At 64.5% G+C, this 13,503-nt stretch carries 9 protein-coding genes; 5 read left to right on the top strand and 4 right to left on the bottom strand.

Annotated features, from left to right (window positions below):
• Positions 1 to 201: 201 nt before the first annotated feature.
• On the bottom strand, positions 202 to 1,956 hold the full coding sequence (locus tag NPX02_RS13930) for a chloride channel protein (protein ID WP_260294352.1): 1,755 nt from the start codon (positions 1,954 to 1,956) through the stop codon (positions 202 to 204).
• 321 nt (positions 1,957 to 2,277) lie between these two features.
• On the opposite strand from NPX02_RS13930, the gene NPX02_RS13925 reads away from it, so the two are divergent.
• From NPX02_RS13925 to NPX02_RS13910, 4 genes are all read left to right on the top strand, one after another.
• Positions 2,278 to 2,997, top strand: coding sequence for a class I SAM-dependent methyltransferase (locus NPX02_RS13925; protein ID WP_260294351.1), 720 nt, complete (start codon positions 2,278 to 2,280; stop codon positions 2,995 to 2,997).
• A gap of 209 nt (positions 2,998 to 3,206) precedes the next feature.
• Positions 3,207 to 3,461 (top strand): FeoA domain-containing protein, encoded by a 255-nt coding sequence (locus NPX02_RS13920; RefSeq protein ID WP_260294350.1) that lies wholly within the window; start codon positions 3,207 to 3,209, stop codon positions 3,459 to 3,461.
• A gap of 42 nt (positions 3,462 to 3,503) precedes the next feature.
• A complete protein-coding gene (gene feoB / locus NPX02_RS13915; RefSeq protein ID WP_260294349.1) occupies positions 3,504 to 5,816 on the top strand; it encodes a Fe(2+) transporter permease subunit FeoB in 2,313 nt (770 codons plus the stop codon).
• The gene (locus NPX02_RS13910) at positions 5,816 to 6,046 is read left to right on the top strand and encodes a FeoC-like transcriptional regulator (protein ID WP_260294348.1); all 231 of its coding nucleotides are present in this window, start codon (positions 5,816 to 5,818) and stop codon (positions 6,044 to 6,046) included. Before feoB ends, NPX02_RS13910 begins: the two co-directional genes overlap by 1 nt.
• Positions 6,047 to 6,270: 224 nt before the next feature.
• Here the strand turns inward: NPX02_RS13910 and NPX02_RS13905 are convergent, their stop codons facing one another.
• Positions 6,271 to 6,903, bottom strand: coding sequence for an SPOR domain-containing protein (locus tag NPX02_RS13905; protein WP_260294347.1), 633 nt, complete (start codon positions 6,901 to 6,903; stop codon positions 6,271 to 6,273).
• Positions 6,903 to 8,663 carry an arginine--tRNA ligase gene (argS, locus tag NPX02_RS13900; RefSeq protein ID WP_260294346.1) on the bottom strand — a complete coding sequence of 587 codons (1,761 nt, stop codon included), beginning with the start codon at positions 8,661 to 8,663 and terminating at the stop codon, positions 6,903 to 6,905. Before argS ends, NPX02_RS13905 begins: the two co-directional genes overlap by 1 nt.
• A gap of 229 nt (positions 8,664 to 8,892) precedes the next feature.
• Here argS and NPX02_RS13895 point away from each other — a divergent pair, with 229 nt between their 5' ends.
• A complete protein-coding gene (locus NPX02_RS13895; protein ID WP_260294345.1) occupies positions 8,893 to 10,566 on the top strand; it encodes an acyl-CoA dehydrogenase family protein in 1,674 nt (557 codons plus the stop codon).
• 226 nt (positions 10,567 to 10,792) lie between these two features.
• Here NPX02_RS13895 and NPX02_RS13890 read toward each other — a convergent pair whose 3' ends face one another.
• Entirely contained in the window at positions 10,793 to 12,997 is a 2,205-nt protein-coding gene (locus NPX02_RS13890) for a primosomal protein N' (protein ID WP_260294344.1), read from the bottom strand.
• Positions 12,998 to 13,503 lie beyond the last annotated feature (506 nt).

Here is a 13,503-nt window from a genome sequence, read left to right as displayed (position 1 = left end):
ATTTCCGTCCTCAGATACGTAAACGGTGCATTGCATCCTCGGCTCCGAAAGCGGTACATCCCTGTACCACTCCTCCTGCACCACTCCTCCGGCCCAACCCTGCAGGCGAAGGATCTGAAGAATACAAGTCGGTGTTTTCCTTCGCGTTCTTTGCGCCCTTCGCGGTTGAAATGAGGGTTTCAGGTTCATCCGGTCCGGCCTTCAGATTTTATAGGCCGACTCCACCTGTTCCCGGGTCAACACCCCGTAAATGTGGCGGATGCCCGGCGCGGTCATACGCTCCACGTAGAGCGCTTCGGCACCGCTGTTGAGCAGGCTCAGCGCCTCCTGCAGGGTGGCCTGCAGATAGATAGGCATCACCTCGATCCGCTGCGCCGGTATCTCCATCAGGTCGATTTCACCCGCGTCCGGCTCCGTCTTCAGGTAACGCACCAGATCAACCGCCGGCATCAGGCTGACGGGCCCGCCGTCGCCCTGGATCAGCAGCCACTCCGGCTCTTCCCGCAGCAGACTCTCGGCCTGGTCGCGGCTGAGCCGCCGCTCGGGGCGTGCAAAATGCCGGTGCATGACGCTGGCGACACCGGACCGGCGCAGCGCCAGCATCACCGGGTTGGTATCGTAATCCTTGCCGATGGCGCGCATCAGGGTGAGGAACAGGGACTCCTTGCCAAACAGATGGGTAACCGTCAGCCCCGCCACCACGATCGCCAGCATGCCCGGCATGATGGCATGGGGCGAATAGGTCAACTCCATCATGGCGGTGAGCGCGGCCAGCGGCGCCTGCAGCGTGGCTCCCATCATCGCCCCCATGCCGAGCAGGGCGTAGAAACCGACGCCCAGGGTATCGTGATGGAAGATCTGGGTGGCGATCTGGCCGATCAGGCTGCCGAGACAGCCACCTAGGAACAGCAGCGGGCCGATATTGCCGCCCGGTATCCCGAGGCCCAGGCAGGCCACGGTAGCGAGCAGTTTGGCCAGCAGGATCGCCGCCAGCAGGGCAATACCCAGCTCGCCCAGCAGGGCGCTGTTGACGGTGTCATAGCCGATCCCCATGGATTGGGGCACCAGGTAACCGATACCGCCCATCAGCAGACCGGCGAACAGAATGCGCTGCCAGTAGGCCACCCGCACCACCCGCGCCATGGTCATCTGCATCAGTTGGATAAACAGCGCCGACAACGCACCGACCAGCAGACCGAGCAACACCACCACCGGAATCTCCGCCAGGGAAGGCAGGGTCAGCGGCGGGATCTCGAATGCCGGGGCATTGCCGAACACGGCAATGGAGATACCGGTGGCGGTCACCGCCGCCAGGATCACCGGGATGAAGCTCACCAGGGAGTACTCCATCATCACCACTTCCAGGGAAAAGATCACCCCCGCCAGGGGGGTGTTGAAGGAAGCGGCAATACCGGCGGCGGTGCCGCAGCCCAACAGGGTGCGGATGCTGTTGTTGGGCAGGGAGAGGCGCTGCCCGAGCAGGCTGCCGGCGGCTGCCCCCAGGAGGATGTGCGGCCCCTCCCGCCCCACGGAGTGGCCGCTGATAATGGCCGTGGCGGCACCGAGAAACTGCAGCACAAAGCTGCGCAACGTCATATAGCCCTGGTGGTAGGCCATCCGCTCCATCACACAGGTGACACCCAGCACCGTCTCGCCCCTGGCATACCAGTGGAAGAACAGGGCGATGATCAGTGCCCCGACGATCGGCAACAGGAAACGCAGCCAGGGGGCAAGCGCCTCGTAGTTCTCCACCAGGCCCTCCGGCAAAAAGCCCGCCTGGGTCTGCTCCACCACCACCCGGAACAGCACAATCACCGTACCCGCCAGGAAACCCGTAAGCAGGCCCAGGAGAGAGAGCTGGAGCAGGGCGTCCTGACGCGACAGGTGCAGGCGCAATCGCTCCAGGCGTTTCTCCGACCAGTGATCGACCTGTTGCTTCAAATTGTTTTTTGTCATTGTGTTATAGGGTATCCGATATCAACATATATCAGTAACAACTTACGGGGTGCTTGGCCTGCCTTGCCGGCCTCACACGATGGCTTATCTCCTCGAATCCGACCCCATTTTCAGCGCCTGCCCAAACTCGCTTCGCTCAAACAAGGGCAGGCTTGAATCTGAAAATGGGGTCGGATTCGAGGCGCCATCAAGATCGGCCAACAAGGCAGGCCAATCGCTTACAGGCCGGGTGGGCAGTTACCATAACCACCGAATTTAAAGCGCTTCCCCTACCCGCCACAATGCGGACAACGCCGGATAAACCGACACAGGAACAACAGCATGCAGATCGACTCCCCGGAAAAATATCAGACTGCCACAGAGCTGGAGATAATTCAGCAACATCTGCCGATCCAGGACAGGCTGCTCCTGGAGCTGGGCTGCGGTCGCGCCTGGATGACCCGCCAGCTGGCCGAACGCTTTCACCCGCGCCGGATCATCGCCACCGAGGTGGACCGGATCCAGCACGCCAAGAATCTGCTGATCGACGACCTTCCCACGGTGGAATTCCGTGAGGGCGGGGCGGAGGCGATCGACCTGGAGGAGAACAGTATCGACGTGGTGCTGATGCTGAAATCACTGCACCATGTCCCGCAATCGCTGATGGCCCAGGCCATCTCCGAGATCGCGCGGGTGCTGCGACCCGGCGGCCTGGCCTACTTCTCCGAGCCGGTCTATGCCGGTGAATTCAACGACATCCTGCGCCTGTTCCATGATGAAAAAACCGTGCGCGAGGCCGCTTTCGCGGCGATTCGAAACTGCGTGGAGCAGGGCGAGCTGGCCCTGGTGCAACAGATCTTCTTCAACGCCCCCGGCCACTACAAGGACTTCGCCGAGTTTGACCAGCGGATGATCCGCGTCACCCACACCGAGCATCGCATCGACGAGGCCCTCTACGGGCAGATACGTGATGCCTTCAATCACCACATGGGGGAGGACGGCGCCCACTTCCTCAAGCCCTCCCGGGTCGACTTGCTGAAAAAGCCTGAAGTCCGCAATTGAGGCCGTCGATAGGTGAGGTGTCGGAGTCAAGCTGACTCCATGCCCGACCATACTTCACCCGGCATACACGGCTTGACTCCGACACCTGAGGATGAGATCGCCGGCAAATACCCCTGCCTAATTTAACGTTATTCTGGTTTATCAGTTGTTCCTGATATACAACGGTGATAGATTTAACGTAAATCATTCTTATTGAGATATCGCTGTCCATGGAGACCGCTGTTCCAGCCGCCAATCCGCTTACCCTGGCCCAGATCCCGGCCGGGACCTGTGCCCGCATTACCCACATCGTGGGAGGCAAGGGGCTGATCAGGCGGCTGCTCGGCCTGGGCCTGCGCGTCGGTTCGGAGATCAGCGTCCTGCAGCAACGTCGCCGTGGTGTGGTGGTGGCCAGCGCCGGCACCCGCGTCGCCCTGGGTGCCAGCGTGGCTGACAAGCTGTTGATGCAGCCGCTCGATCGATAGCAGCATTTACACGACCGGGCTCCCCGGTCACCGGAGGAGACCGTGATCACCATCGCCCTCGGCGGCAACCCCAACTGCGGCAAATCGGCCCTGTTCAACGCGTTCACCGGCATCCGCCAGAAGACCGGCAACTGGCCCGGGGTGACCGTGGACCGCAAGGAGGGACGCTTCCAGCTGGCGGGCGAGGAGCTGGCCATGATCGATCTCCCGGGTATTTACTCCCTGGACGCCAACTCCATCGACGAACAGGTCACCCGCGATTACCTGCTATCCCGTGAAGCCTCGCTGATCATCAATGTGCTGGACGCCTCCAACCTGGAGCGCAATCTCTATTTCAGTGTCCAGCTGCGCGAGATGGGGGTACCCATCATCGCCGCGCTGAACATGATGGATGTAGCGCGCAAGCGCGGCATCGACGTGGATATCGACCAGCTCAGCCGCGAGCTCGGTTGTCCTGTAGTGCCAGTGGTGGCGGTCACAGGTGAGGGACTGGAGCCGCTGAAACAGGCGATAGGCGGCATGATCGGCCAGACCGGACAGGACTTCCAGGTCAGCCACGAGGGGTGCGTCGAACAGGCCATCAGCGAGATCACCACCGGCATCGAAGCGGTGCCGATTGCCGCCAATCGACGCTGGCTGGCCCTCAAGCTGCTGGAAAACGACAGCCACGCCTTCGGCCTGGCCGGCGAGTCGATCCGCCCGCTGGTGGAGCGCTGGCAGGGACTGATTCGCGACCGCGCCGGCGAGGATGCGGATATCCACATCGCCGACGCCCGCTATGCCCATGCCCATACACTGGCGCTGCGGGTGATCCGCGAGCCGGGGATCCTCGGCAGCACCCTGTCGGACCGGATCGACCGACTGGTGCTGAACAGGGTGGCCGGCATTCCGATCTTCATGCTGTTGATGTACCTGATGTTCATGTTCACCATCAACATCGGCGGCGCCTTCATCGACTTCTTCGATATCGCGGTGGGTGCGGTGATGGTGGAAGGCGCAAACCACTGGCTGGCCCAACTGGGTTTACCCGCCTGGGCACGGGTGTTCATTGCCGACGGACTAGGCGGTGGTATCCAGGTGGTCTCTACCTTCATCCCCATCATCGCCTGCCTCTACCTGTTCCTTTCGGTACTGGAGGATACCGGCTACATGGCCCGCGCCGCCTTTGTCATGGACCGGGCGATGCGCGCCATCGGCCTGCCGGGCAAGGCCTTCGTGCCCCTGATTGTCGGTTTTGGCTGTAATGTGCCGGCGGTCATGGCGACCCGCACCCTCGAGAACCAACGGGAACGCAAGCTCACCATCCTGATGAACCCCTTCATGTCGTGCGGCGCCCGCCTGCCGGTATACGCCCTGTTCGCGGCCGCCTTTTTCCCCAGTAACGGTCAGAATCTGGTATTCCTGCTCTATCTGGTGGGCATACTGATCGCCGTACTAACCGGCATGATCATGCGTCGCACCCTGCTTTGCGGCGAGAGCAGTGGATTTATGATGGAGCTGCCACCCTACCACCTCCCCACCCTGAAAGGGGTGTTGCTGCGTACCTGGGATCGGGTCAAGCTGTTCATCCGCGATGCCGGAAAGGTGATCGTGATGATGGTGCTGGCATTGAATGTACTCAACTCCATCAGCGTCGATGGCAGCTTTGGCGCCCGGGACGGCAGCCCGTCGGTGCTCAACGAAATGGGCAAATCGGTCACCCCGCTGTTCGCCCCGCTGGGCATTAAACAGGATAACTGGCCGGCCACCGTCGGTATCTTTACCGGCGTACTGGCAAAAGAAGCGGTGGTGGGCACGCTGGACTCGCTCTATACCCGCCTGGCGGTGCAAGACGCCGGCGCCATCGCCGAACCGCCCCCCTTCGAACTCTGGACGCGTCTGGGCGAGGCACTGGCTACCGTGCCGGACAATCTTGCCGCCATTCGCGACACCCTGCTCGACCCCCTGGGACTGGATTTGGGCGATATCAGCTCACTGCAAGGAGCAGCCGCGGCACAGGCGGTCAACAGCGGGATATTTGGTGCCATGGCCGCCCGCTTTGACGGTCAGGCCGGCGCCTTCGCTTATCTGCTCTTCATCCTGCTCTACTTCCCTTGTGTCGCCACCATCGGTGCCATTGTGCGCGAAGCCGGCGGAGCCTGGGCCGGATTTGTTGCAATCTGGACCACGGGCGTCGCTTACACCACCTCCACTATCTTCTATCAAGCGGCCACCCTTGACCGACACCTTGGCAGCTCCGCCGCCTGGATTATCGGACTGAGTCTGTTCATTGCCGCCGTCATTCTGAGCCTGCGCATCTGGAGCAGGCGCGATCCACAGGCTCAACCACTGGCGGACAAAAAGGCCACCGTCTGATGCTCGCCAACATCAAACGCTACCTGTGCGGGCGCGGCCCCGTCTGCCTGTCCGATATCGCCCTGCACCTGGGCACCACGCCGGACGCGGCCCGCGGCATGCTGGAGACCTGGATGCACAAGGGCCGGGTGCGCCGGCGGACTGTCGAGGCGGGCTGCGGCAGCGGTTGCAGTAAGTGCCGATCGGACAGCATTGAGCTTTACGAGTGGGTCGACGGGGGAGGGGGTTAGCCGCCGGGTATCAGGTTCGGCCCCTGCGGGACAGACCGTAGTGTGGGAACGGGGGGAACGAAAAATCTTGATTCAACCACCAAGAACACGAAGGAAAACAGCGGCACGTATACTCCCGCTCCTTAACCTGACAGCCTGACCCGGACTGCCAGGTGAACCAGTAATTCTCTTTGCGAGCTTTGCGTTCTTCGCGGTTGAATCCAGGAGCCTGTCGAACCGTCCGGCTATTTTTTCAGCTTGATCACCAGGCTGTTGATATTGTTCTGGCTCAGGCGGGCACGCAGGGTGTTGACCTGGCCGCTGGTGTAGGGACCGCTGCGCACCCGGTGGAACACCTCGCCGCCGTCCAGGGTAAACTTCTGGATCTCGGCCTCGATCCCCACCAGGGCCAGGCTGGCCTTCAATTTGTCGGCATCGGTGAATTTCCTGAACGAGCCCATCTGCAACATATAGTAGGCGGACGCCGCCGCGCTCCGGGGTCCCGCACTGACCACCGGGGCGGCGCCGTTGGCAGGGGTCGCCGCGACGGACGCTTTCTCCACCTCCGGTTCCGGATCCGGCACCACCACCTCCATCTCCGGCAGAATGGTGTAGAAGTCGAAGCGCGGCTTGGGCGCGGACTGGGCCTTGGGCGGCTCCGGCTCGCGTTCCGCCAGCGTTTCCCGGGGCGCTTTGTAGGAGCGGTCAACCACCGCCGGTTTTGGTAGCACCGGCCCGTCCGGGGTCAGCTTGAGCCACACCAGCAGGGTGACGAACAGGCCCACCAGCAGGCCGCTGGCGAACCAGACCCAGCCGGACAGCGGCTGCTTGCGGCCCTTCTTCTGCGGCGTTGCCCGACTCTTGTAGTCCCGCGGCATTACATCTTCTCCGGTGCCGAAACCCCGAGCAGGTTGAGGCCGTTGCGCAACACCTGGCGCACCGCCAGGATCAGTTTGATACGGGCATCGCGCAGCGCCGCGTCCTCCACCAGGAACTGGTGGGCGTTGTAGTAGGTGTGGAAATCGTTGGCCAGTTCCCGCACGTAGTGGGTCAGCTGGTGCGGCTCCTCGTTCAGGGCCGAGGCCTCCACCACCTCCGGATAGCGCGCCAGGCTCTTCAGCAGCGCCTGTTCATGGGACTCGGTCAGCCGCTCCAGGTTCTGCCCGCCCGCGCTGATCTCCACCGGGATGCCCTTCTCCGCCGCCTGGCGCAGCACGCTGCAGACCCGGGCGTGGGCGTACTGCACATAGTAGACCGGATTGTCGCTGGACTGGGACTTGGCCAGATCCAGATCGAAATCCATGTGCTGCTCGCACTTGCGCATCACGTAGAAGAAGCGTGCGGCATCGGAGCCCACCTCCTTGCGCAGTTCGCGTAGGGTGACGAAGGAGCCAGAGCGGGTCGACATCTGCACCCGCTCGCCGCCGCGATAGAGAATGGCGAACTGCACCAGCAGTACATCGAGCCGTGACGGGTCGTCGCCCACCGCCTGCATCGCCGCCTTGACCCGCGGCACGTAGCCGTGATGATCGGCGCCCCAGACGTCGATTACGCGCTCAAAGCCGCGCTCCAGTTTGTCCATGTGGTAGGCGATGTCGGAGGCGAAGTAGGTGGTCTGGCCATTGTCCCGCACCACCACCCGGTCCTTCTCGTCACCGAAATCGGTGGACTTGAACCAGAGGGCACCACCCTGCTCGTAGACATGGCCGGATTCGCGCAGCCGCTGCAGCGCCTTGTTGACCGCGCCCGATTCGGTCAGGCTGCGCTCCGAGTACCACTCCTGGTAGGTGACGCCGAACAGGCCCAGGTCATCGCGGATGTCGTCCAGGATAGTGTTGAGGGCCAGCTCGAAGACATAGCGATAGCGATTGTCGCCCAGCAGCTGCTTGGCCTGCTCGATCACGCCGTCGATATGCTTCTCCTTGTCGCCACCGGCCGGCTCGTCCGCCGGCACGCCCTCGAACACCGCTTCGGCGGCATGCCGGTAGCTGTCGCCATGCTCGCGGTGCAGGGTGGCGGCGATATCCCAAACGTAGTCGCCACGATAGCCGTTGGCGGGGAAGGGGATGGTCTCGTCGCACAGCTCCAGGTAGCGCAGCCAGACGCTGGCGGCCAGGATATCCATCTGCCGCCCGGCGTCGTTGACGTAGTACTCGCGGTGCACGTCGTAGCCCACCGCCTCCAGCAGGTCGGCCACCACCGCGCCGTAGGCGGCGCCACGCCCATGCCCCACGTGCAACGGGCCGGTCGGGTTGGCGGAGACAAACTCCACCTGGATACGCTTGCCCTGGCCCAGGCGGCTGCGCCCATACTCGTGGCCCTGGGTCAACACCTCGCTGACCACCGCCCGGTAGGCATCCGTCGCCAGGGTGAAGTTGATGAAGCCGGGCCCGGCGATCTCCACCTTGGCCACCGCCGGCGAGGCCGGCAGAGCGGCGATCAGCTGTTCGGCCAGATCACGCGGCTTGCGGCGCGCCGCCTTGGCCAGTACCAGCGCCACGTTACAGGCGAAATCGCCATGACGGGGGTCGCGGGTACGCTCGATGATCGGCTGCGGCGCGGGCGTATCGCCCAACCCGCCCGCCGCGGCGATCTCGCCCAGGGCCTGGGAAACCAACTGCTGTATCAGGTTCTTCATCTCTTACTCAACGGCAAAACGGAAACGGATAAGGATACAACAAAGCCGGGGTCGGTGGGTAATGGTTGGCACCGCGCCTGCCGGCGTTTATAGGACGCAGCGCTTCGGATCGAGGCGGTCCAGCCGCGTATCGCCGCCCACACCGCGGCCGGCCATTTGACCCCGCGCCGGGGCTCGACTGTACTGTACATCATGGAACCCAATCCTGACCCTCGCGAGGGAGCATGCCATGGCTACCGACAACCAACCCTTTTTCCAGGACCCGCCACAGCTGACCAACACCTTTGAGGCCGATTCGGCCCTGCGCTTTCAGCTGGAACGGCTGTTCGCGCCAGAGCAGCTGGCAGAGATCCGCCCGCAGCTCCACGAACTCGGCGAACTGGCCGCCGGATCCCTGCAGACCCTGGCGATCGAGGCGGAACGGGATGTGCCGGAACTGGTGCAGTACGAGGCCTGGGGCCGGCGCGTGGACAAGGTGCGGATCAGCCCCGCCTGGCGGGAGATCCACCGGATTGGCGCCGAACAGGGTCTGATGGCGACCGCCCATGAAGCCCGCCTCGGCTGGCGATCCCGCCTTCATCAGGCGGCGCTGATCCACCTGTTCGGTCCCAGTTCCGCTTTCGTCTCCTGCCCCTATGCCATGACGGATGGCGCCATCGCGATTCTCAAGCGCTACGCCGATCCCGAGCTTGCCGCGCGGCCGCTCCGCCATCTGCTGAGTCGCGACCCCGATCAGGCCTGGACCAGCGGCCAGTGGATGACGGAAAAGGAGGGCGGTTCGGATGTCAGCCGCAGCACCACCACCGCGCGGCGGGAAGCGGGGGTATGGCGGCTTTACGGCAACAAGTTCTTCGTCTCGGCGGTCACCGCGGAGTGTGCGCTCACCCTGGCCAATGCCCAGGGCACACCCGGTCTGTCGCTGTTCTTTGTCCAGCCCTGGAACGCGGACGGGACGCTGCGCCACATCACCCTGCGCAAGCTGAAGGAGAAGCTCGGCACCCGGGCCCTGCCCACGGCGGAGATCGACCTGCAGGGTGTCGAGGCAACCCTGGTCGGCAAACCCGGCGACGGCGTGCGCCTGATCGCCACCGTGCTCAACCTGGCGCGTTTTCACAACACCCTGGCGGCCACCGGGATCATGGCGCGCGCTCTTCAGCTCGCCAAGGATTACGCCGGACGGCGTGTCGCCTTCGGTCGGCCGCTGATCGAGCAGCCATTGCACCTGGAGACCCTGGCCGGGTTGCAGGTCGAGTACGAGGCGGGCCTGGCCATCGCCCTGCGCCTGGCCGAACTGATTGGCAAGGTCGAGACCAGGGCCGCCAGCCCGCTCGAGGCGGGTGCCTGCCGACTGCTCACGCCGGTCGCCAAACTGGGCACGGGCAAGCAGGTGGTGCGCGTGGCCAGTGAGGCGATCGAGGCCATTGGCGGCATGGGCTACATCGAGGAGACCGGTCTGCCACGCCTGCTGCGCGACGCCCAGGTGCTGCCGCTGTGGGAGGGCACCACCAACGTGCTCAGCCTCGACGCGCTGCGCGCCATCGACCGGCAGGAGGCGTTGCGCCCGTTCCTCGAGGACACCCTGATGCGGGTCGCACAAGTTACCACCAGCGAGCTGGACGGCGCGGTCAAGTCCGTGCGGACGGCCGTCCAGACCCTGGGCCGCCATACCGAATCGATGGCCAGGGGCAACCGTTGCGACAGCGAGGCCGCGGCCCGCCGTTTCGCCCTCGGCCTGTTCAACACCTATGCCGCTGCCCTGCTGACCGAGGCGGCCAACTGGGAGGCAACGCGCGGGCAATCCTGCCGCCTGACGATCGCCGCACGGCGCTGGATCGGCCGGGGACTCACGGATCTGGCCGTGCCCGACGCGCAATACCGTGAGGAGAGCCGGCTGCTGCTGTGAGCCCTCGTACGGCCCACAGGGTGTTGGCCAGCTTCCCTAGGGCTCGCGCAAGAATAAACCCGTGGCGCGTAGAAGGGTGGACACAAAAACGAGCCCACCTTTCTACAAGCTGTTGGTGCGGTTCGCTGCGCTCACCGGCACCCTACGGGTTCGGGTTGTAGGATGCGGTGAGGGAAACGAACCGTATCGATTCCAAAATAGTCGCGCGGATGGCGAGAAATCCGGGCTAAAACATCTCCTGGGGATCGATATCGATCGACCAGCGCACGCGCCGCGCCGACTTGAGCTTTGCCAACTGACTCACCCAGGCGCACAGCAGCCGCTGCAGCTCGGCACGCTGATCGGCCTGCAGCAGCAGGTGGGCACGGTAACGCCCGGCCCGTCGCTCCATCGGCGCCGGCACCGGCCCCCAGAGCTCGACCCGCCCCGCGGCGAGCGTCTCCGCCAGAGCGGCGGCCTCCTCCAGAAACTCGCGGGGCGCTCCCTCCCGGGGCGCCTCCGCCCGCAGCAACGCCTGATAACTGTAGGGCGGAAAAGCGGCCGCTTCGCGCTCCGCCAGCAGTTCCGTGGCACAGGCGGCGTAGCCTTGGCTGACCAGCCGCTGCATCAGCGGATGGTCGGGATGACGGGTCTGGATCAGCACCCGCCCCGGTTTCTCGGCACGCCCGGCCCGGCCCGCCACCTGCACGACCAGCTGAGCCATGCGCTCGGCGGCGCGGAAATCGGCCCCGAACAGCCCCTGATCGACGTCCAGGATGCCCACCAGGGTCACATCGGGGAAGTGGTGCCCCTTGGCCAGCATCTGGGTCCCCAGCAGCAGTGAGTACTTACCCTGGCGGATCCCGTCAAGCAGCCGGTCGAGACTCCCCTTGCGGCGCGTGGTGTCGCGGTCGATGCGGGCAATCCCCGCCTCGGGAAAATAGCCGGCCAGCACCTCCTCGACCCGCTCGGTGCCCTGCCCCAGGGTGCGCAGATCGGCATCGCCGCACTCCGGGCACTTGGGCTCCTGGCGCCGCTGCGAACCGCAGTGATGGCACCAGAGCAGCCGGCTGGCGGCATGCAGGGTCAAGCGCGCGTCGCAGCGGCGACACTGGGCCACCCAGCCGCAGGCGTGGCAGGTGACGATCGGGGCGTAGCCGCGCCGGTTGATGAACAGCAGCGCCTGGTTGCCCGCCGCCAGTGTCTCCCGCAGCATGCGCAGCAACACCGGCGACAGCCCCGCCTCCAGGCGCACCGAGCGGATGTCCAGCAGGTCCAGGCGTGCGGGCTGTGCCTCGCCGGCCCGCTGCGGCAGCCGCAGGTGCCGGTAACGACCGGCACGGGCATTGTGCAGGCTCTCCAGCGAGGGGGTGGCGGAACCCAGCATCACCGGACAGCCGCTGCGCTGGGCGCGGATTACCGCCAGGTCGCGGGCGGAGTAGCGGAAGCCATCCTGCTGTTTGAACGAGAGGTCGTGCTCCTCGTCCACCACGATCAGGCCAAGCCGCGGCAGGGGCGTCAACAGGGCGGAGCGGGTGCCCAGCACCACCGCCGCCTGCCCCAGCCGCGCCAGGTGCCAGGCGCGCTCACGCTCGCCGGCCGCCAGCCCGGAGTGAAGCACCGCCAGGCCCATCCCCAGGCGCCGCTCGAAGCGGCGGATCAACTGCGGCGTCAGACCGATCTCGGGGACCAGCACCAGGGCCTGGCGGCCGGCCGCCAATGCCCGCTCCACCAGCGCCAGGTAGACCTCGGTCTTGCCGCTGCCGGTCACTCCGTCCAGCAGATAGCTGCCGAAGCACGCCAGGTCGACCGCCGTGACTGCCTGCTGCTGGTCGGCATTGAGTGGCAGTGGCGGGTGGCTGGTCGGTGCCGCCCTGACCTCCGCGGGCAGGCGCTCATCCAGCGCGATCCAGCCCTTGCGTTCCAGCGCCTGCAGTGCCGGCCGGCCGCCCCCGCCGGCCTGAAGAATCTGCTCCTGTCCCAGACTGCCACCGGACTCCAGCAGCAGCGCCAACAGTTCGGCCTGCCTCGCGGCGCGCCCGAGTGCGAGCGGATCCTGGCGCGCGCCCAGGGCGGTCAGTGACCAGATCCGCTGCAGCACCGGAAGCGGTGGTTCCCCCTTGCGCAGCCGCAGCGGCAGTGCGTTGGCGACCACTTCGCCGATCGGGTGCTGGTAGTAGCGGGCCGCCCAGCACAACAGCGCCAGATCGGCGGCGGAAAACAGGGGGGCAGCATCCAGCAGGGCGTGGGCACGCTTCAGGCGACGCCCGTCGGCATCCGCGGCGGTAACCACCTCCAGCAGCACGCCGCAACGCTCTCCACGACCAAACGGCACACGCACCCGCACCCCGGGGAGCAGCTGCTCGGCGGAAGCCTCGGCGGGCGGCAGATAGTCAAAACTGTGGTGCAGCGGGGCAGGCACAGCCACCCGCAGGATCTGTTGTTCAGGCATGGCGGAATGCTACCTGACTCCCGGCGATTTAACACTAGCCGTCCACGCTCACCGGGTATCTGGGCTAACTAAATTCTGCACAAAATCCGCTAACTGCCTATTTCATAAAAATAATTGTGTTTATCCACAGAAGCTGTGGATAACTCTGTTGAAAAACCGTTGGAACTGGCCGCAAGACCCGTAAATCATTACATTTCTGTTAATCTGACAAAAAAACCACCAACAGAAACAAATAATTAATAAACAATAGGTTACATAACTTTAGCATTCACTGATAAAACAAAGCGGCCCGTTCAGCCCGGCGCGCCACTTGCTGCACCGCAACTGTGCATAACAGCGGGAAGACGGATCGCTTGTTTTTCCCTTGTCAACCACTTTTTACACTTATCGACCCGCTTCCAGCGGCCGCGGGAGCGTACCTGATCGCTGAGAAAAAGTACCCGGCCAACACCCCGGCAGTCGCCCATCGATCGACCCGGCGGCGGCGCCCATTCGGGCCAAGCAGC

The organism is Sedimenticola hydrogenitrophicus (assembly GCF_025175675.1).
Lineage (GTDB): Bacteria > Pseudomonadota > Gammaproteobacteria > Chromatiales > Chromatiaceae > Sedimenticola > Sedimenticola hydrogenitrophicus.
The sequence above is the reverse complement of the archived record's forward strand: the minus strand, read 5'-3'. Positions and strand labels throughout refer to the sequence as shown.